Raw genomic sequence first — 18,215 nt, forward strand, 5'->3', positions numbered from 1 at the left:
TCCTATTCCGGGTGCGCAACAGTCCAGGTCATGCCCATGCGATTCCTTTCCGCTGCCGTAGCTCCCATGCTCCTCGCCGGCGCCGCGCTGGCCCCATTCGCCGCCGCCGCGCAACCGCGCGACGCTGTCGCCAGCAACGAAATTCCAGGCGCGGTCAACGTCCTCGGCTTCGGCGACATCAAGCCGCAGAGCGGCGGCAAGCTGAGCTTCGCGCCACAGGGCATCACCTTCGCCAACGACAAGGAGCAGGCGACGATCCCGTTCGCCGCCGTCCAGGCGTTTTCGATCGAACATTCGACCACCGGGATCCTGCGCGGCACGGGCAGCGCCGTCGCGCGCAACGTGCCTTACGGCGGCGGACAGCTCTACAGCGCGATCCGGCTCGGCGCGGAGACGCTGACGATCTTCTACCGCGACGAGCACAAGGCGCTGCACGGCGCGGTCGTGATCCTGCCGAAGGATCGCAAGGACGATGCGTTGCAGGCGTTCGCGGCGGCGCGGTTGCGGCCGGGCGTGGGGCCCGCCGCCGGCCTGGCGCTCACCAAGGCATCCGCCCGCAAGCGTGGCAAGCGTCAGCGTAGCGTGCCGGTCAGCGATGTCCACGCTGTGCAGGTCGCGCTGCCCGCGACGCTCGCGCCCGATCTGCCGACCGCTTTCACCGCCGGCATCTATGAGGAACTGGTCGAGAAGCTCGGCCAGAACTCCGCCTTCGACGCGGTGTGGCGGCAGGGCGACGACCGCGCGGCACCCAATGCGCTGGCGTTGAACCTCACCGTCACCAAGCTCCAGAAAGGCAGCGCCGCCGTGCGCGGCGCCATCCCGATCGTCGGGATGCTGGCCGGCAAGACGCTGATAACGGCGGACCTGCAACTCGCCAATTCCACCGGCACGCCGCTCGTTCGCCAGACGATCAAGGGATCGAAGCGCTGGATGGGCGAAAGCATGATCGCTACCAGCAGCCTGGCAGAGCGCGCGAGCAAGGCATTGCAGGATGCGCCGGTGCTGGCGGGCAAGAGAACTGCTCAGGCCAGCAAGTAAACGGCGAAGATGACGGGCGCTGATGCAGAGGCGTGATTACACCGCGACCTCGCGGGACAGTCCACCGCTTGCGCGCCGCCGCCGCATCGCTCCGCCAACGATTCCGAAACCTCCGATCATCATCGCCCAGCTCGCTGGTTCGGGTGCCGCGGACTGCAACGAGAAGGACAATTGCTGACCCGTCGCGGTCACAACGGTCGCAAAGTCGTCATTGGACGAATATGCGCCAGATGTAGCGTTGGCGTTGGTGACTTCCCAATGGGTCCCGATAGCCGTGGGGTAGTTGAGGCCGAACCAATATTGCGTATTGGCCGCGGCCTGGAATGGCGTCTCGAACGAGAAGGACACCGTCTGCCCCGCGTAGCCCGGGCCGTAGCTTCCCGATCCTCCTGGGCCTATGACGACGTTCTGTGCGATCCCGCTGTCGATCAAGTTGCCGGTCGATGGCTGAGCGCCGGAATAGATATAGTAGTTCAGCGGTAGCGTTGGCTGGCCAATCGCCGTCTCATACACGTTCGTGAAGGTGGCGCCCGTCACATCGGTCGTCGTCGCGAGCGTGAAATCATCAGCGACCTGCCTTGTTCCGTCGATCGGGAAAATGTTCGCACCGTTTGGCGCGCCGTTGTTGTAAACGGTATCCGCCCGGGCCACGCTGGGCATAGCCACCGCCATCGCCAGCATCGCCCACAATCTCGCCCGCATCGCCAGCCCCCTGAAATTTTCGCTCTACTACTGCGCTTTAGGGCACTTCCTTCCAAAGTACACGGCTATTGCAAACGTCGCGATGAGGCTTCGGCGGCAGGTATTGCGGGCCGTGCAATCGCCGTGCGCGCACCCACGGATTGGCGGAGAGAGTGGGATTCGAACCCACGGTGAGCTTGCACCCACGGCGGTTTTCAAGACCGCTGCCTTAAACCACTCGGCCATCTCTCCGTGGTTGCCTGCGCTTACGGCGAGGCGGGGGATTTGTGCAAGGTTTGGGGTTCATGTTGACGTTTCCTTGTGCCAGAGTCCGCCGCTATGCGGGGACTTATGACGACATGGCGCCGGATCGGCATCACAGCCGTAGCGGCGCTGCTCGGCGCGGCGCCGGTGCAGGCGCAGGACGATGCGGGCTTCCAGAGCTTTCTCGGTGAGCTGCGCGTGAAGGCGCAGGCGCAGGGCGTGCGCACAGCGACGATCGATGCGGTGCTGCCGACGCTGACCCTCAATCCGCGCGTGATCGAGCTCGACCGGCAGCAGCCCGGCGGCGACCCCAATGCCGCTCCGCCGCCGTTTGCGCCCTACCGCATCAAGCATGTCGACACCTCGCGCATCACGCGCGGGCGCAACGCCTATCAGGCGCAGCGCTTCCGGCTGAAGCGGATCGAGGACGAGACGGGCGTGCCCGAATCGATCATGGTCGCGATCTGGGGGCATGAGACCAATTATGGCAACGTGATGGGCGGCTTCGACCTGCCGCGCGCGCTGGCGACGCTCGCGTATGAGGGCCGCCGCCGCGAATTGTTCACCGACGAATTCATCGGCGCGCTCAAGATGATCGATCGTGGCGTCCCGCGCGAGCGGCTCGTGGGGAGCTGGGCCGGCGCGACCGGTGGGCCGCAGTTCCTGCCCTCGGTCTACAACCGGCTCGCGCGCGACGGCGACGGCGACGGGCGCGCGGACATCTGGACGAGCGATGCCGATACGCTCGCCTCGATCGGCAATTATTTCGCCAATGCCGGATGGCGCAAGGGCCAGCCCTGGGGTCTGGCCGTCACCGTGCCGGCCGGGTTCGACCGGGGCCAGATCGTCAACCGGCTGGTCAGCCCGCGCTGCCCGCGCGTCTTTGCGCGCCACAGCGGCTGGAAGACGGTGGCCGAGTGGCGCGCGCTGGGCGTGATGCCGCAGACCGCGCGCTGGCCCGACGATACCGTGCTGGCGACACTGATCGAACCCGATGGTCCGGGCGCCACCGCTTACCTGCTGACGGGAAATTACCGCGTGATCCTCGATTACAATTGCTCGAACTTCTACGCGCTTTCGGTCGGGCTGCTGTCCGATGCGGTGGCGCAATAATGCTGACGCTGATCGCCCTGCTCGCCGCCGCTGCGGCCGAACGCCACCCCGCGCCGACGATCCTGCTGCCCGAGGGCCAGTCGCGCACCGAATGGTCCGCGCCGGTTCAGGCCGGGCCGGACGCGGCGCCGCTGCCTCCGACGGAGAATTACCAGCGCAACCCGAGCTACACGCGTGCGCCCGCACCGCCGCCGCAGGACGTGCCGCCCGAGGTGGCGCGAAGCTCCGGCCCGCGTGCGACGTCGGGCACGCAGGACTACGATTCGGTCGTCCATGCCGGGATGTTCGACGGTCGCGGCGAGGATCAGAAGTACGACCGCGCGACCGCGACGATCGCATCGCCCGATCTGCCGGTGGGCTCCTTCGCGGAACTGACGGCGCTCGACAGCGGGCGGACGATCGTGGCGCTGGTGGTTGCCAACGGCATCCGCGACGGGCGCGTCGCACTCTCGCCGGAGACGGCGCAGGCGCTCGGTGCGGGGCCGGATGCGGGCATCCGCGTGCGCGGTGCGATCCCCAGCCCGCAGGAACAGAATGCATTGCTCTCGGGCGGTCCCGCGCCCGCGCGGATCGACGCGCCCGAGGCGTTGCTCGTGGCGCTGCGCAAGCGGCTGTCGGTGGCCGGCGCGCGCACGCCGGTACGCCCGAAGCCGCTGCCCGCCACGCGCCCGCAGCCCCAGCCACGACCGGTCGCAACCCGCCCCGGCGCGCCTTATGCGCTGCCCGACGGCGACGCACCGCCGCCTCCGCCGCCAGCACGACCTTCGGTGCGCCAGTCCGCACCGATCCGCACGCCGCAGCCGGCCGCGGGCGGCTTCCTCGTGCAGGTCGCGGCACTTTCCAGTGCCGCCCGCGCGCAGACCGTCGCGCGTTCGCTCGGCGGGCGCGTGCTGCCCGGCGGCAACCTCTACCGCATTCAACTCGGCCCTTTCGATGCCGGATCGGCGAAGCGCGCGCGTGACGACGCCGCCCGGCGCGGTTATCCCGATGCGCGCGTGATCCGCGCCAATTGATTCTCGTAGTTTAAGGCCCGTTCCTATGAAGAAGTTCGCCGCCGCCTCGCTGATCGCGATCCTCGCAAGCGTCCCCAGCATGGCCGCCGCGCCCAGCTACGACACGCCCGCACCGGTCGCCTATCTGGAGGACGTCACCTCGGGCGCGGTCCTCTATCAGAAGGACGCCGACCGCCGGATGCCGCCAGCATCGATGGCGAAGATGATGACGGTCTACGTCGCCTTCGACATGATCAAGAAGGGCGAGCTCAAGCTCGACCAGAAATTCCACGTCCAGCCCGAGACGTGGCGGAAATGGCATTCGCAGGGATCGACCATGTTCCTGTCGGTCGACGAGGACGTGGCGGTCGACGATCTGCTCAAGGGCATCGTCACTTTGTCGGGCAACGATGCCTGCGTGGTGCTGGCAGAGGGGATCGCGGGCACCGAGGCGAACTTCACCGAGCGGATGAACCAGGACGCCAAGCGGCTCGGCCTGACGAACAGCCATTTCGGCACGTCGAACGGCTGGCCTGACGGCGGCGTCACGTATGTCACCGCGCGCGATCTCGCGAAGCTCGCCAAGGCGACGATCAAGGATTTCCCGGATCTCTACAAGCGCTTCTATTCGCTGCGCGATTTCACCTGGGGCAAGACGCTGGGCGCCGCCGCACCGATCCGTCAGGACAATCGCGACCCGCTGCTCGGTCGCGTCGCCGGGGCGGACGGGCTCAAGACCGGCCACACCGAGGAGGCGGGCTATGGCTTCACTGGCTCCGCGCAGCAGGGCAATCGCCGCCTCGTGATGGTGATGGCGGGGCTCGGCACTTACGGCCAGCGCGCCGAGGAATCGGTCAAGTTCATGAACTGGGGCTTCGGATCCTGGAAGTCGCAGCCGGTCGTGAAGAAGGGCAAGAAGGTCGAGACCGCAGAGGTGCAGATGGGATCGACCAACAAGGTCGATCTGATCGCGCCGGAGGATTTGACCGCGACTTTGCCCGCCGGGCTGATCTCCAATATGTCGCTGAAAGTGGTCTACGAAGGCCCCGTGAAGGCCCCGATCAAGCAGGGACAGCATATCGCCGATCTCGTCGTCACCAGTCCCGACATGCCCGCGCAGACGCTGCCGCTGGTGGCCGCCGCCGACGTGCCGCAGGCCGGCTTCTTCGGTCGCGTCTGGGCTGGGCTGATGAGCCTGTTCGGCGCCTGAGATGATCGTATGAGCGGCCGCTTCATCTCGCTCGAAGGCGGGGAGGGGGCGGGCAAGTCCACGCAGGCGCGCTTGCTGGTCGAGGCGCTGGCGGCGCGCGGCATCGAGGCGATCATCACGCGCGAACCCGGCGGCAGCGAAGGCGCCGAAGCGATCCGCGAACTGCTGATGCAGGGCGAGGTGACGCGCTGGAGCGCGCACAGCGAGGCTTTGCTCTTCGCCGCCGCGCGTGCCGACCATGTCGAGAAGCGCATCAACCCCGCCATCGGCGCAGGCATCTGGGTGATCTGCGACCGCTTCCTCGACAGCAGTCGCGCCTATCAGGGTGTCGCGGGCGGGATCGACGATGCCGCGATCCTAGCGCTGCACGGTTTCGGATCGCGCGGGCTGCTGCCCGACCGCACCTTCGTGCTGGAAGTGTCGATCGCGCAGGGCCGCGCGCGTGCCGAGGTGCGCGACGGCGCGGCGGCGGATCGTTTCGCGGCAAGGGGCGATGCCTTTCACGCCGATGTCGCGGCGGCATTCCGGCGCTTTGCCGAGGCCGAGCCCGAACGCTTCCGGGTGATCGACGCAGGCGGCGACGTCGCCAGCGTCCACGCGGCGATTCTGGCCGGTCTCCGCGACCTGCTGCCATGACCCTCCCACTCGGAAACGACGCCGCGCACGCCGCCTTCGCCGATGCGATGGCGAGCGGATCGCTCCACCACGCCTGGCTGTTCGCGGGGCCGGAAGGGATCGGCAAGGCGCGGTTCGCGCGCGCCGCCGCCATGCGAATGCTCGCTGACGCCATGACACCGGGCGCGCTGCCGCCAGGGTTCGACGTGCCCGAGGACCACCAGACACGACGCCTGATCGAGGCGGGCTCGCACCCCGATTACCGCGAACTGGTGCGCATGCCCAAGGAAAGCGACAAGACCGGCACCGAGCTCGCGCGCTCGATCCCGATCGCGCAGGTGCGTGCGCTGTTGCCGCTGTTCGCGATGAAGCCGTCGCTTTCGCCCCGCCGCGTCGTGCTGATCGACGCGATCGACGATGTCGAGCGGCCCGGCGCCTCGAACGCGCTGCTCAAGAACCTTGAGGAGCCGCCGGCGGGGACGATCTTTCTCCTCATCAGCCACGCGCCCGGCCGCCTGCTGCCGACGATCCGCTCGCGCTGCCGTCTGCTGCGCTTCGATCCGATCGGCGAGGGCGAGATGCGCGGCATCGTCGGTGCGCAACTCCCGCAGGCCGACGATGCCGAGATCGCGGCGCTGGTGCGTGCGGGCAACGGCTCCCCCGGCCGTGCGCTCGGGTTCGCGGGGCTGAACCTCGCGGCGATCGACAGCGCGCTCGCCGGCATCGCGCGCGACGGCGACCGCAGCAACGGCGCGCGCGTGAAGCTCGCCAAGGCGCTTGCGCTGAAGGCGGCGCAGCCGCGCTACGAAGCATTCCTCGATCGCGCGCCCGCCTTCATCGCCGATGCCGCGCGCAATCGGCAGGGCGAGCGGCTGCGCACCGCGCTCGACAGCTACGACACCGCCCGCGCTCTGGCGGCGAGCGCACGCGCGCTGTCGCTCGACGCGCAGGGAACGGTGTTCGAGATGGCCGGCCTCGTTGCGAAGCTCGCCGCCTAGCCCTAGGGAGACGGCATGGCCGAACCCTATTACATCACCACCGCGATCAGCTACCCCAACGGCAAGCCGCATATCGGCCACGCTTATGAGGCGATCGCGGCCGATGCCATCGCGCGCTTCCACCGTCAGGCCGGCCGCGACGTGCGCTTCCAGACCGGCACCGACGAGCACGGCCTGAAGATGGTGCAGACGGCGCGCGACAAGGGCGTCGAGGTGCGCGCGCTCGCCGACGAAATGTCGGGACTTTTCCGCAGCATGTGCGACAGTCTCGATATCTCCTACGACCATTTCATCCGCACGACCGAGCCCGATCACCACCGCGCCAGCCAGGCGATATGGGAAGCGATGGCCGCGAACGACGACCTGTACCTCAGTCGCTACGAAGGCTGGTATTCGGTGCGCGACGAAGCGTTCTACGACGAGAAGGAACTGGTTGAGGGGGAAGGGGGCGAGAAACTCTCGCCGCAGGGCACGCCCGTCACCTGGACGGCGGAGGAGAGCTGGTTCTTCCGCCTCTCGAAATATCAGCAGCCGCTGCTCGATCATTATGCCGCCAACCCCGATTTCATCCGCCCGGAGAGTCGCCGCAACGAGGTGATGCGCTTCGTCGAGGGCGGGTTGTCGGACCTGTCGGTGTCGCGCACCAGTTTCGACTGGGGTGTGAAGGTGCCGGGTGCTGAGGGGCACGTCATGTACGTATGGGTCGACGCGCTGACCAATTACCTGACCGGCACCGGCTATCCGGACGCGGCATCACCGCTGGCGAAATACTGGCCCGCAGATCTGCACGTCATCGGCAAGGATATCGTGCGATTTCATACGGTTTACTGGCCAGCCTTCCTGATGAGTGCGAAGCTGGCGCTTCCGAAGGCGGTGTTCGGCCACGGCTTCCTTCTCAACCGCGGCGAGAAGATGTCGAAATCGGTCGGCAACGTCACCGATCCGATGGATCTGATCGCGCGGTTCGGCGTCGATGCGCTGCGCTATTTCATGCTGCGGGAAGTGAGCTTCGGACAGGACGGCAGCTATTCGGAAGAGGCTATCGTCACGCGCTGCAACGCTGATCTTGCCAACAACCTCGGCAATCTGGCGCAGCGCTGCCTCTCGATCATCGCCAAGAATTGCGACGGCAAGGTGCCCGCCCCGGGCGAATCGACGGCGATCGAGCAGGCGTTGTCCGACAGTCTCGCGAAGGCCCGGACCGAACTCGACGAGGCAATGGACGATCTCGCGCTGCACAACGCGCTGGAGGCAGTGTGGTCGGCGGCGCGTTTCGCCAACCAATATTTCGCGGAACAGGCACCGTGGAGCGTCCGCAAGACCGATCCGGCGCGCGCGGACACGATCCTGTACCACGCGGCGGAGGCGATCCGCCGGCTGGCGATCCTGGCGCGCTGGGCGATTCCGGGCGGCGCGGACAAACTGCTGGATCTGCTGGCCCAGGCCCCGGACGCGCGTGATTTCGACGCGCTCGACCGGCCGCTCGCACCCGGCATCGCGTTGCCGGCGCCGAGCGGCGTCTTTCCGCGTCTCGAAATGCCGGCCGACGCCTGATGTTCGCCGACAGCCATTGTCATCTCAATTACAAGGGCTTGGCCGAGCAACAGCAGGACGTGTTGCAACGTGCCCGCGCGCGCGGCGTGTCGGCGATGCTCAACATTGCAACGCGCGAAAGCGAGTGGGACGATGTGCTCGCCACCGCGGAGCGCGAGCCCGACGTCTGGGCGACGGTCGGCATCCACCCGCATGAGGCCGACGAGCATCCGCATATCGATACCGCCCGCCTGATCGACCGCGCGCGGCACCCGCGCGTCGTCGGCATCGGTGAGACCGGCCTCGACTATTATTACGATCACAGCGACCGCGCTCGCCAGCAAACGTCTTTCCGCGCGCACATCGCCGCGGCGCGCACGACGGGGCTCCCCATCGTCGTCCACACCCGCGACGCCGAGGACGACACCGCCGCGATCCTGCGCGAGGAGATGGGAGCGGGGGCCTTCCCCGGCGTGATCCACTGCTTCACCGCGAGCGGCGCCTTCGCGGACATCGCGCTGGAACTCGGCTTCTACATCTCGATTTCGGGCATCGTTACTTTCAAGAACGCGCGCGACCTGCAGGAAACCGCCGCGCGCCTGCCGCTCGACCGCTTGCTGATCGAAACCGACGCGCCCTTCCTCGCGCCCGTGCCGCACCGGGGCAAGACCGGCGAGCCCGCCTTCGTCGCCGATACGGGCACCTTCCTCGCCGGGCTGCGCGGCGAGAGCGTCGACACGCTGGCCGCAGCGACCGCGCAGAACTTTCACGATTTGTTCGCAAAGACGCGCGTATGAAGGTGAGGGTGCTCGGATCGGGCACCTCGTCGGGCGTGCCGCGCATCGGCAACGATTGGGGCGCTTGCGACCCGGCGGACCCGCGCAACCGCCGCACGCGCGTGTCGATCCTGGTCGAAACCGCGACGACGCGCATCCTCGTCGATACCGGGCCGGACATGCGAGAGCAGTTGCTGGCGGCCGATGTCAGCACGCTCGATGCGGTGATCTGGACGCATGATCATGCCGATCATACGCACGGTATCGATGATCTACGGCAGGTTTTTCACGCGATGGGCCGGCCGGTACGATGTTTCGCGCGGATGTGGACGGCGCGAAGCCTGCGCGGGCGCTTCGGCTATGTGTTCGAAGGCACCAGCGGCTATCCGGCCACCGCGACGATCGAGGATCTCGCCGATACGCTGACGATCGGCGATATCGCCTTGCGCATCGCCGACCAGCCGCATGGCAAGATCACCTCCGCCGGCCTGCGTTTCGAAGCGGACGAGGTGGCGCTCGGTTATGCTACCGATCTCAATGACATGACGGACGATGTTGCAGCAATCTACAAAAATCTCGACCTGTGGATCGTCGATGCCCTGCGCGAGCGCGTCCACCCGTCTCACGCCGATCTTGCCATGACGCTCGGCTGGATCGATGCGCTGAAACCACGCCGTGCGCTGCTGACCCACATGGACCAGTCGATGGATTACGAAACGCTGCGCGCCGAACTGCCGCCAGGTATCGAGCCGGCATATGACGGCCTGGAGGTCATACTGTGACGCCCGGAGCGCTGGCCCTCGTGCTGATGCTGATCCTGCCGGTCATGGCGCTGGCGGCGCGGCGGTTGCCAATGGGCCAGCTCGCGACGATGGCGCTGGCGTGGGTCGGCATCTTCGCGATCGCCATCGTGATCGTGTCCTTCGTCAGCCAGAACAGTTCGCTCACCAACGGCATCAACTCGGTGTTCTACGGCGACAGCGTCACCGGCAGCGAGACGCGCATCACCAAGGGCGAGGATGGCCATTTTCACGCGCGCGTCTCGATCAACGGTGTGTCGCGCACGATGCTGATCGACAGCGGCGCGACGACGATCGCGCTGTCTCAGGAAACGGCGCGCGCTGCCGGCCTGGACCTGGAGGAATCACCGTTTCCGGTGCTGGTCGAGACCGCCAATGGAACGGTTTCCGGCAAACGAACGACGATCCCGAACCTCAAATTGGGGTCTATCGACGCAGAGGGCCTCGGCGCGATCGTGCAGGACAATCTTGGCGATCAGGATCTGCTCGGTATGAATTTCCTGTCGCGGCTCAAATCGTGGCGGGTGGAGGGCAACACGCTCATCCTCGTCCCGGCATCTAAACAGACTTAACATAATATATATTATCGGACTTGGTGATATGGCGAAGCAGGAACCCCTTTCGTGAGTTCGGCAGGCATCGAGCGGCTGGTGGCGATCATGGCGCGGCTGCGCGGCCCGGACGGTTGCGAATGGGACCGCGCGCAGAGCTTCGCGACGATCGCGCCGTATACGATCGAGGAAGCCTATGAAGTCGCCGACGCCTGCGCGCGCGACGACATGGCCGAGCTCAAGGACGAGCTCGGCGATCTGCTGCTTCAGGTCGTCTTTCACAGCCGCATGGCCGAGGAAGCCGGCCATTTCGCGCTCGCCGACGTCGTCACCGCGATCAGCGACAAGATGGAACGCCGCCACCCGCATATCTTTGGTGATGTGGCCGACGGCGGCCATCACCTCTGGGAAGTCATCAAGGCCGAGGAACGCGCCGCCAAGGCCGACCGTAGCGCGCTCGCCGGCGTCGCGATCGGCCTGCCCGCGCTGCTGCGGGCGGAGAAATTGCAGAAGCGTGCCGGCCGCGTCGGCTTCGACTGGCCCGACACGCGCGGACCACGCGCGAAGATAACCGAGGAAATCGCCGAGGTCGAAGCCGCGACGACCCCCGAGGAGATCGAGGAGGAAATCGGCGACCTGCTCTTCGCGACAACCAATTGGGCGCGGAAACTGGGCGTCGATCCCGAAGCGGCCTTGCGCGGTGCGAACGGCAAGTTCGAACGCCGCTTTCGCGCGATGGAGGCCGCAGACGAGCGGTTCGCGGAGCGGTCGCTGGAAGAACAGGAAGCGTTGTGGCAACGCGTGAAGGCTGCCGAGCGCGCGTGATCGACCGGCTTGCCATCGCCGGCTATCGGTCGCTGCGCAAGGTCACGATCGCGCTCGGCCGTATCACCGTGGTCACGGGTGCCAACGGCAGTGGCAAGTCGAGCCTCTATCGCTCGCTCCGCTTACTGTCCGAGGCTGCGCAAGCTCGACTGATCGCCTCGGTCGCGGCGGAGGGCGGGCTCGTCTCGACACTGTGGGCGGGCCCGGAGAAATTCAGTCGCGGCATGAAGGACGGGAGCACGCCCGTTCAGGGCCTCCGGCGATCGGAACCCGTCGCGCTGAAACTCGGTTTCTCGAGCGACACGCTCGGCTATGCGATCGATCTCGGGCTGCCGGGCCCGAGCGCGGCTTCGAGCTTTCCGCATGATCCCGAAATCAAGGTCGAGGCGCTGTGGAACGGCCACACGCTGTCGCCGCGCGACCTGATCGCCGAGCGGCGCGGGCCCGGCGTGCAGGTCCGGCGGCAGGATACCGGCGAATGGCGGCGCGTCAGCACGACGATCGCGCCGTTCGACAGCATGATGACGCAATGCGCCGATCCGGTCGACGGCCTCGAACTGCTGATGCTGCGCGAGCAGATGCGCGGCTGGCGCTTCTACGATGATCTTCGCACCGATCGCCACGCCCCGGCGCGGCGGCCGCAGGTCGGCACCTTCACGCCGGTGCTGTCGGCGGATGGCGGCGATCTCGGCTCGGCGCTGCAGACGATTCTCGCGATCGGCGACCGAGCCGGCCTCGCGGAGGCCGTCGCCGATGCGTTCGACGGCGCGACGATCGACGTCAACGAGACGTTCGAGGTCGAGATGCGACAGCACGGCCTGTTGCGTCCGCTGCGTGCCGCCGAATTATCCGAGGGCACCTTGCGCTATTTGCTGCTCGCGGCGGCCCTGCTCTCGCCGCGCCCGCCCGAACTGATGGTGCTGAACGAGCCGGAGGCGAGCCTGCACCCCGATCTCATCCCGCCGCTCGCGCGCCTGCTCGCGCATGCGGCGAAAGCGAGCCAGATCATGATCGTGTCGCACGCCGAGGCGCTGGTCGAGACACTGATCGAGGAGCGCGACGCGACTCACATCCTGCTCGAAAAGCAACTCGGCGAGACGATCGTGGCGGATGCCGACCCTGTCGACTGGACTTGGCCGAAGCGTTAGTCGCGTTCCAGAAAACGCCCGTAATCGCGCTCGCTCATCCGCACGTCGTAGGTCGCCGCCTCATTCTCGACGCTCTGGCCCAGCACTTCGCCGTGCGCGTGCAGCCAGGCCGCCCCCGCCCCGTCGGCCGCATCCAGCGTGATCGTGTAGCGGCGGTGGCCCTCCGTCAGCAGCGCGGCGACGGTGTCGAGCAGGCCGGGCACCCCTTCCCCGCTCAGCGCCGAGATCGCCACCACGTCGTCGCGCCGCGCGGCCTCGGCCAGCATCAGTTCGCGCGCCTCGCCCGCCAGCAGGTCGAGCTTGTTCCACGCCTCGAAGCGCGGCGTCGTGTCCGCCACGCCGATCTCGCGCAGCACCGTCTCGACATCCTCGCGCTGCGCGGTCGTGTCGGGATGCGCGATGTCGCGGACGTGGATCAGCAGGTCGGCTGAGACCACCTCCTCCAGCGTCGCCTTGAACGCCGCGACGAGCTGCGTCGGCAGTTCCGAGACGAAGCCGACCGTGTCCGACAGGATCGCCTTGTCGATACCCGGCAGCGAGATCTGCCGCAGCGTCGGGTCGAGCGTTGCGAACAACAGGTCTTCCGCCATGACGTCAGCACCGGTTACGCGATTGAAAAGCGTGGACTTTCCCGCGTTGGTATAGCCCACCAGCGCGATTACCGGCCACGGCGCGCGCTGGCGCCGGTCGCGGTGCAGGCCGCGCGTGCGGCTCACCTGTTCGAGCTCGCGCCGCAGCCGTGCCATGCGGTCGCGGATCAGGCGGCGGTCGGCCTCGATCTGTGTCTCGCCCGGACCGCCGAGGAAGCCGAAGCCGCCACGCTGCCGCTCCAAGTGAGTCCAGCTCCGCACCAGCCGACCCGCCTGATAATCGAGATGTGCGAGCTCGACCTGCAACCGCCCCTCGGCGGTCGCGGCGCGCTCACCGAAGATTTCGAGGATGAGGCCGGTGCGGTCGATCACCTTGCACTCCAGCGCCTTCTCCAGATTGCGTTGCTGGATTGGCGTGAGCGCGGCGTCGAACACCGCCAGCCCCGCGTCCTCCATACGGATCGTCGTCGCCAGCGCCTCGACCTGCCCGCTGCCGATCAGCGTCGCGGGCTTAGGCGCACGCACCCTCAGCGCGACTTTCTCGACCACCGAAACGCCGATCGCCTCGGCCAGCCCCGCCGTTTCGGCCAGACGCGCCTCGGCGTCGCGCGCCGATGCGCCGTGATCGGGATAGATCACGACGGCGCGTGCGCCGCGCGCGAATTCGTCGCGGTCGCGTTCGAATCCGCTAGTCATGCAAAGTTATCAATCCGCGTCGGAATCTTCGGTCTCTTCCGAGAGGTTGAGCGGATGCGCCGGCTGGATGGTGGAGACCGCATGCTTGTAGACAAGCTGCGACATGCCGTCGCGCTGGAGCAGCATGCAGAACAGATCGAACGCGGCGATATGCCCCTGCAGCATCACGCCATTGACCAGGAACATCGTGACATTGTCATTCGACTTGCGCACGGCACTCAGGAAGATTTCCTGCAGAAGCGGCTGTTTACGCTGCGCTTCTCCCACCGCGCTGACGATCGCGGCGACGTCCACCGCGTTCGACGGCATGATCGTCGAGATGGCGTGCTTGTAGATCAGCTGCGACTGGCCGTCGCGGCGCAGCAGCACCGAGAAATTGTCGAACCAGGTGACGATACCCTGCAACTTCACGCCCTTCACGAGAAACATCGTGACGGGGGTCTTCGAACGGCGCAGCGCGTTGAGGAACAGGTCTTGCAGGGAAGCTTGCTTGTCGGCCATCGGTCGATCCTTTGTTCTTGGCGGGTCTTTCCCGCGGCGCGCCGGTTCCGGCGTCGGTTGTGCGATTGTCGCAATGCACAATCTAGGGCCGGTTGGGGCGTTCGTCCACAGGCCAAACCCACAATCGTCATCCCGGCGAAAGCTGGGATCCTGCGGCGGCGGTCGCGAACCTCGCCGCGAGACCCCCAGCTTTCGCTGGGGCGACGTGTCCGGCTCAGTCCTCCCGCACCTCGGAAATGCCGAGCAGCTTCAGCTTCCGGTGCAGCGCGGAGCGCTCCATGCCGATGAAGTTCGCGGTGCGCGAGATGTTGCCCGAGAAGCGCTTGATCTGGATGCGGAGATACTCGCGTTCGAACGTCTCGCGCGCCTCGCGCAGTGGTGAACCCATGATCGCTGTCGATCCGCCGCCAAGCTCGCCCGAATCGCCCAGCACCTCGGCGGGCAGCATGTCGAGATCGATGCGGCCGATGCGGTCGCCCGGCGCCATGATGATGACGCGCTCGACCACGTTGCGGAGCTGGCGGACGTTGCCCGGCCATTCGTAGCTTTGCAGCGCGACCATCGCGTCGGGCGCGACTTCGGGCGTCGGCACGCGGCGTTCGGAGGCGTAATGCGCGACGAAATGATCGATCAGCGCGGGGATATCCTCGCGCCGGTCGGAGAGCGGCGGGATCTGCACCGGCACGACGTTGAGCCGGTAATAGAGATCCTCCCGGAAGCGCCCCTCCGCGATCTCGTCCGACAGGTCACGCGCGGTCGCCGACACGACGCGCACGTCGACCTTCACCACGCGCTGCCCGCCGACGCGGGTGAAACTCTGGTCGGTCAGCACGCGCAGGATACGGGCCTGCGTCGCGACCGGCATGTCGGCGATTTCGTCGAGGAACAAGGTGCCGCCATGCGCCTGTTCGAGCAGGCCGGAGCGGACGAGGTCACCCCCCTCCTCCACCCCGAACAATTCCTCGTCGACGCGCTCGGGCGTCATGCGCGCGGCGCTGACGATGACGAAGGGTGCATCGGCGCGCTGGCTCCAGCCGTGAAGCAAACGCGCAGCGATCTCCTTGCCGACGCCCGCCGCGCCCATCACCAGCACGCGGCTGCCGGTCGAGGCGACGCGCTTCAGCGTTGCGCGCACGGCGTTGATCGAGCCCGAATTGCCGGTGAGGTCGGTATTGTGCCCCGCCGACGCGCGCAGCGACGCAACCTCGCGGCGCAGCGCCTCGGTCTCGGTCGCGCGCGCCACCATCAGCAACAGACGCTCGGCCTCGAACGGCTTTTCGATGAAGTCGGCCGCGCCGCGCCGGATCGCGGCGACGGCAGTGTCGAGATTGCCGTGGCCCGAGATCATCAGCACCGGCACGGTCGGGTCGCGGCGCTTGATCTCGTCGAGCAGATCGAGCCCGTCGAGCCGCGAGCCCTGCAGCCACACGTCGAGCAGCACCAGCGACGGCCGCCGCGTCGCGATCGCCTCCAGCGCGGCGTCGCTGTCGGCCGCGGTGCGCGTGCCATAGCCCTCGTCCTCGAGCACGCCCGCCACCAGATCACGAATGTCGTGCTCGTCGTCTACGATCAGGATGTCGAGTGCCATGGGTCAGGTCCGATTGCGGGTGAGTTCTATGGGGCGTTCGTCGGCGGCCAGCGCATCGCCGCCGTCAAGTGCGGAAAGGGCGGTCATGTCGAAGCGGATCGTCACATGCGTGCCGCCGCCGTCGTTATCCTCGAAGGCGATCGTGCCGAAATGCTCCTCGACGATCTTCTTGACGATGGCGAGGCCGAGCCCGGTGCCGCGTGCGCGCGTGGTGACGTACGGCTCGACGATGCGGTCGCGATTGGCGGGCAGGCCGACGCCGTTGTCGCGCACCTCGATCGTCGCGCACTTGCCGTCGTGGGTCACGCGCATCGCGATGGCACCGGCCACCCCGTCCTTCGCCTCGACCGCCTCGACGGCGTTCTTGACGATATTGGTCAGCGCCTGGCCGATCTGGCGGCGGTCGCAGACCAGCGTCGCGCCGGGCTCGTCATGCGTCAGCGTGAAGGCGATGTCGGGATGCGCGACCTCGTGCAGGAACAGCGTCTGCCGCGCGAGATCGAGCAGGCTTTCGGTGCGGAACACGGGCTTGGGCATCCGCGCGAAGGAGGAGAATTCGTCGACCATCCGCCGCAGGTCGCCGACCTGGCGGATGATCGTATCGGTCAGCCGCGCGAACGTACCGTCGTCGGTCGCGATCTTGTTGCCGTAGCGCCGTTGCAACCGCTCGGCGGCAAGCTGGATCGGGGTCAGCGGGTTCTTGATCTCGTGCGCGATGCGGCGCGCGACGTCGGACCAGGCGGCGCGGCGCTGGTCGAGCAATTGCCCGGTGATGTCGTCGAAGGTCAGGATCGGCCCCTCCTCCGCTCGCGTGATCTTCACCGCCAGCGTCTTGACGTCACCGCCGGTGTCGAGCTCGACGATCGCCTCGCGCTCGTCGCCCTCGACCAGCGCGCCGAGCTCGGGCGAGATCAGCGACAGCGGCTTGCCGACCGGGCTTTCCTCGCCGGTCCTGAGCAGCGCCACCGCCGAGGGATTGATCAGTCGGATCGCTCCGTCGGCGCCGATCGAGATGACCCCCGCCGTCACGCCAGACATCACCGCCTCGATCAGCGCCCGCCTGCTCTCCAGCGCGCCCGTCTGGCGCTCCAGGCGGCTCGTCATCTGGTTGAAGGCCGTGCCGAGCGTGCCGACCTCGTCCTGCGTCTTGGAAACCGGCACGCGCGCGCTCAGGTCGCCGCCCGCCACCTGACGCGCGGCATCGACCAGCTTGTTGATCGGCTGCACGAGCTGGTCCGCAAAGGCCAGCGCCGCCAGCATCGTCAGCCCGACGATCAGCAGCGCCACCATGAACAGCGCCACGTTGAACTTGAGCTGCAGCGACAGCGCCTGCTGCTGGACGGAGGCATATTCGCGGTTGATCGTATCGGCCGACGCCACCTGCCGGTTGAGGAACTCCACGTTCACGCTGGTCGCGGCATAGAGATAGAGGTTGTCGGTCCCCTGCACCGGGATGATGACCCACAAGGCCTCCTTGTCGCGATCGACGAAGGGGAAGCGCTTGGAGGCCTTGAGCGCATTGATCAGCTTCTGGTTCACCCGCCGCGCGAAGGTCGCCGCGGGCGGGGGATTGAAGGCGTAGAGCACCGGCAGTTGATCGCCCGGCCCTTCCACGAACAATGCCGATTGCTCGAGGTTGCGATAATAGGTCTGCTGGTTGAGGAATTGCTGGAATTGCGGCGACTGCATCGGGATGCGCGGATATTCGCGCGTCATGTCCAGCATCATTTGCCGCGTCTCGCCGGCCCAGCGCTGCACGACGAGGTTCTGCCCGTCCTCGGCGAGTTTCAGCGACGAGTTGAACGCATTCTGCGCGCGGTCGGACAGCCAGAATTGCGTGCCCGACTGGAACATCACCGACGCGGCGATGACGGTCAGCACGATCGGCACGCTGGCGATCAGCGAGAACATGGCGACGAGGCGGACGTGCAGCCGCCCGCCCCCTTCCGAAGCGGCGCGCGCGGCGCGGCGGCGCGCGATGCGGCGGCCGATCAGCACGATCAGCGCGACGAGCGGCACGAGGTTGGCGAACAGCAGGGCGACGGCGGCGAGCGGGCTCAGCAAGCGGCCGCTCGCGTCGCTCTGGCTCACCACATAAGAGGTCGTGATGGCGGCTGCGATGGCCAGCGCAAGGACACCGAATTCCACCGCCGGGGTCACGTTGAACCGGCGGCGCGGGGCTTCCGTCTCCATCACCTGTTGCGCTGGGGCGTCCATTGCGGCCACGCTAGACCGAGATTGTGGCCAAAAGAACACACAATCTTGATCGGCTTGTCGCTATTCAGCACCACTTTGG

General features: G+C 67.2%; 17 protein-coding genes and 1 tRNA gene. 12 read left to right on the forward strand and 6 right to left on the reverse strand.

The window, feature by feature from the left end; translation table 11 throughout:
• Nucleotides 1-66 precede the first annotated feature (66 nt).
• The gene (locus Q5H94_RS10195) at nt 67-1,038 is read left to right on the forward strand and encodes a DUF4410 domain-containing protein (RefSeq protein WP_304561156.1); all 972 of its coding nucleotides are present in this window, start codon (nt 67-69) and stop codon (nt 1,036-1,038) included.
• Nucleotides 1,039-1,074: 36 nt separating this feature from the next.
• On the opposite strand, the gene Q5H94_RS10200 is transcribed toward Q5H94_RS10195, so the two are convergent.
• Nucleotides 1,075-1,719, reverse strand: a complete 645-nt coding sequence (locus Q5H94_RS10200; RefSeq protein ID WP_304561157.1) for a PEPxxWA-CTERM sorting domain-containing protein — start codon at nt 1,717-1,719, stop codon at nt 1,075-1,077.
• 162 nt (nt 1,720-1,881) lie between these two features.
• Nucleotides 1,882-1,971, reverse strand: a tRNA-Ser gene (locus tag Q5H94_RS10205).
• A gap of 99 nt (nt 1,972-2,070) precedes the next feature.
• Between Q5H94_RS10205 and Q5H94_RS10210 the strand changes: the two genes are divergently transcribed.
• Genes Q5H94_RS10210 through Q5H94_RS10260 form a run of 11 tightly spaced genes read left to right on the forward strand, consistent with a single transcriptional unit; the run spans nt 2,071 to nt 12,544 of the window.
• Nucleotides 2,071-3,096: a lytic murein transglycosylase gene (locus tag Q5H94_RS10210; RefSeq protein ID WP_304561158.1), complete on the forward strand. Its 1,026-nt coding sequence runs from the start codon at nt 2,071-2,073 to the stop codon at nt 3,094-3,096.
• On the forward strand, nt 3,096-4,109 hold the full coding sequence (locus Q5H94_RS10215; RefSeq protein ID WP_304561159.1) for an SPOR domain-containing protein: 1,014 nt from the start codon (nt 3,096-3,098) through the stop codon (nt 4,107-4,109). Before Q5H94_RS10210 ends, Q5H94_RS10215 begins: the two co-directional genes overlap by 1 nt.
• 25 nt (nt 4,110-4,134) lie before the next feature.
• Nucleotides 4,135-5,298, forward strand: coding sequence for a D-alanyl-D-alanine carboxypeptidase family protein (locus tag Q5H94_RS10220; RefSeq protein WP_304561160.1), 1,164 nt, complete (start codon nt 4,135-4,137; stop codon nt 5,296-5,298).
• 9 nt (nt 5,299-5,307) lie between these two features.
• A complete protein-coding gene (tmk, locus tag Q5H94_RS10225) occupies nt 5,308-5,934 on the forward strand; it encodes a dTMP kinase (RefSeq protein WP_304561161.1) in 627 nt (208 codons plus the stop codon).
• Nucleotides 5,931-6,911, forward strand: coding sequence for a DNA polymerase III subunit delta' (locus tag Q5H94_RS10230; RefSeq protein WP_304561162.1), 981 nt, complete (start codon nt 5,931-5,933; stop codon nt 6,909-6,911). The genes tmk and Q5H94_RS10230 overlap by 4 nt, the downstream gene beginning before the upstream one ends.
• Nucleotides 6,912-6,926: 15 nt before the next feature.
• The gene (gene metG, locus Q5H94_RS10235) at nt 6,927-8,465 is read left to right on the forward strand and encodes a methionine--tRNA ligase (RefSeq protein WP_304561163.1); all 1,539 of its coding nucleotides are present in this window, start codon (nt 6,927-6,929) and stop codon (nt 8,463-8,465) included.
• Nucleotides 8,465-9,241 carry a TatD family hydrolase gene (locus Q5H94_RS10240; RefSeq protein ID WP_304561164.1) on the forward strand — a complete coding sequence of 259 codons (777 nt, stop codon included), beginning with the start codon at nt 8,465-8,467 and terminating at the stop codon, nt 9,239-9,241. The genes metG and Q5H94_RS10240 overlap by 1 nt, the downstream gene beginning before the upstream one ends.
• On the forward strand, nt 9,238-10,002 hold the full coding sequence (locus Q5H94_RS10245) for an MBL fold metallo-hydrolase (RefSeq protein ID WP_304561165.1): 765 nt from the start codon (nt 9,238-9,240) through the stop codon (nt 10,000-10,002). Before Q5H94_RS10240 ends, Q5H94_RS10245 begins: the two co-directional genes overlap by 4 nt.
• On the forward strand, nt 9,999-10,592 hold the full coding sequence (locus tag Q5H94_RS10250) for a retropepsin-like aspartic protease family protein (protein ID WP_304561166.1): 594 nt from the start codon (nt 9,999-10,001) through the stop codon (nt 10,590-10,592). Before Q5H94_RS10245 ends, Q5H94_RS10250 begins: the two co-directional genes overlap by 4 nt.
• 51 nt (nt 10,593-10,643) lie before the next feature.
• Complete coding sequence (gene mazG / locus Q5H94_RS10255) at nt 10,644-11,396, forward strand: nucleoside triphosphate pyrophosphohydrolase (RefSeq protein WP_304561167.1); 753 nt, start codon at nt 10,644-10,646, stop codon at nt 11,394-11,396.
• A complete protein-coding gene (locus tag Q5H94_RS10260; RefSeq protein ID WP_304561168.1) occupies nt 11,393-12,544 on the forward strand; it encodes an AAA family ATPase in 1,152 nt (383 codons plus the stop codon). Before mazG ends, Q5H94_RS10260 begins: the two co-directional genes overlap by 4 nt.
• Here Q5H94_RS10260 and hflX read toward each other — a convergent pair.
• From hflX to Q5H94_RS10280, 4 genes are all read right to left on the reverse strand, one after another.
• Complete coding sequence (gene hflX / locus Q5H94_RS10265; protein ID WP_304561169.1) at nt 12,541-13,830, reverse strand: GTPase HflX; 1,290 nt, start codon at nt 13,828-13,830, stop codon at nt 12,541-12,543. The genes Q5H94_RS10260 and hflX overlap by 4 nt on opposite strands.
• A 9-nt stretch (nt 13,831-13,839) precedes the next feature.
• Nucleotides 13,840-14,442, reverse strand: coding sequence for an RNA chaperone Hfq (hfq, locus tag Q5H94_RS10270; RefSeq protein WP_431312159.1), 603 nt, complete (start codon nt 14,440-14,442; stop codon nt 13,840-13,842).
• A gap of 103 nt (nt 14,443-14,545) precedes the next feature.
• Nucleotides 14,546-15,919, reverse strand: a complete 1,374-nt coding sequence (gene ntrX, locus Q5H94_RS10275) for a nitrogen assimilation response regulator NtrX (RefSeq protein ID WP_304561171.1) — start codon at nt 15,917-15,919, stop codon at nt 14,546-14,548.
• Nucleotides 15,920-15,922: 3 nt separating this feature from the next.
• The gene (locus tag Q5H94_RS10280) at nt 15,923-18,136 is read right to left on the reverse strand and encodes a sensor histidine kinase NtrY-like (protein ID WP_304561172.1); all 2,214 of its coding nucleotides are present in this window, start codon (nt 18,134-18,136) and stop codon (nt 15,923-15,925) included.
• Nucleotides 18,137-18,215: the final 79 nt, after the last annotated feature.

It is taken from the genome of Sphingomonas immobilis (assembly GCF_030580995.1).
Lineage (GTDB): Bacteria > Pseudomonadota > Alphaproteobacteria > Sphingomonadales > Sphingomonadaceae > Sphingomonas > Sphingomonas immobilis.

What these genes read in the sequence shown, in the direction of transcription:
- tmk (WP_304561161.1), top strand. Translation starts at nt 5,308, where the DNA reads ATGAGCGGCCGCTTCATCTCGCTCGAAGGCGGGGAGGGGGCGGGCAAG.
- Q5H94_RS10215 (WP_304561159.1), top strand. Translation starts at nt 3,096, where the DNA reads ATGCTGACGCTGATCGCCCTGCTCGCCGCCGCTGCGGCCGAACGCCAC.
- Q5H94_RS10240 (WP_304561164.1), top strand. Translation starts at nt 8,465, where the DNA reads ATGTTCGCCGACAGCCATTGTCATCTCAATTACAAGGGCTTGGCCGAG.
- Q5H94_RS10195 (WP_304561156.1), top strand. Translation starts at nt 67, where the DNA reads ATGCTCCTCGCCGGCGCCGCGCTGGCCCCATTCGCCGCCGCCGCGCAA.
- metG (WP_304561163.1), top strand. Translation starts at nt 6,927, where the DNA reads ATGGCCGAACCCTATTACATCACCACCGCGATCAGCTACCCCAACGGC.
- Q5H94_RS10230 (WP_304561162.1), top strand. Translation starts at nt 5,931, where the DNA reads ATGACCCTCCCACTCGGAAACGACGCCGCGCACGCCGCCTTCGCCGAT.
- Q5H94_RS10280 (WP_304561172.1), bottom strand. Translation starts at nt 18,136, where the DNA reads ATGGACGCCCCAGCGCAACAGGTGATGGAGACGGAAGCCCCGCGCCGC.
- ntrX (WP_304561171.1), bottom strand. Translation starts at nt 15,919, where the DNA reads ATGGCACTCGACATCCTGATCGTAGACGACGAGCACGACATTCGTGAT.
- Q5H94_RS10210 (WP_304561158.1), top strand. Translation starts at nt 2,071, where the DNA reads ATGACGACATGGCGCCGGATCGGCATCACAGCCGTAGCGGCGCTGCTC.
- Q5H94_RS10220 (WP_304561160.1), top strand. Translation starts at nt 4,135, where the DNA reads ATGAAGAAGTTCGCCGCCGCCTCGCTGATCGCGATCCTCGCAAGCGTC.
- Q5H94_RS10200 (WP_304561157.1), bottom strand. Translation starts at nt 1,719, where the DNA reads ATGCTGGCGATGGCGGTGGCTATGCCCAGCGTGGCCCGGGCGGATACC.
- hflX (WP_304561169.1), bottom strand. Translation starts at nt 13,830, where the DNA reads ATGACTAGCGGATTCGAACGCGACCGCGACGAATTCGCGCGCGGCGCA.
- Q5H94_RS10245 (WP_304561165.1), top strand. Translation starts at nt 9,238, where the DNA reads ATGAAGGTGAGGGTGCTCGGATCGGGCACCTCGTCGGGCGTGCCGCGC.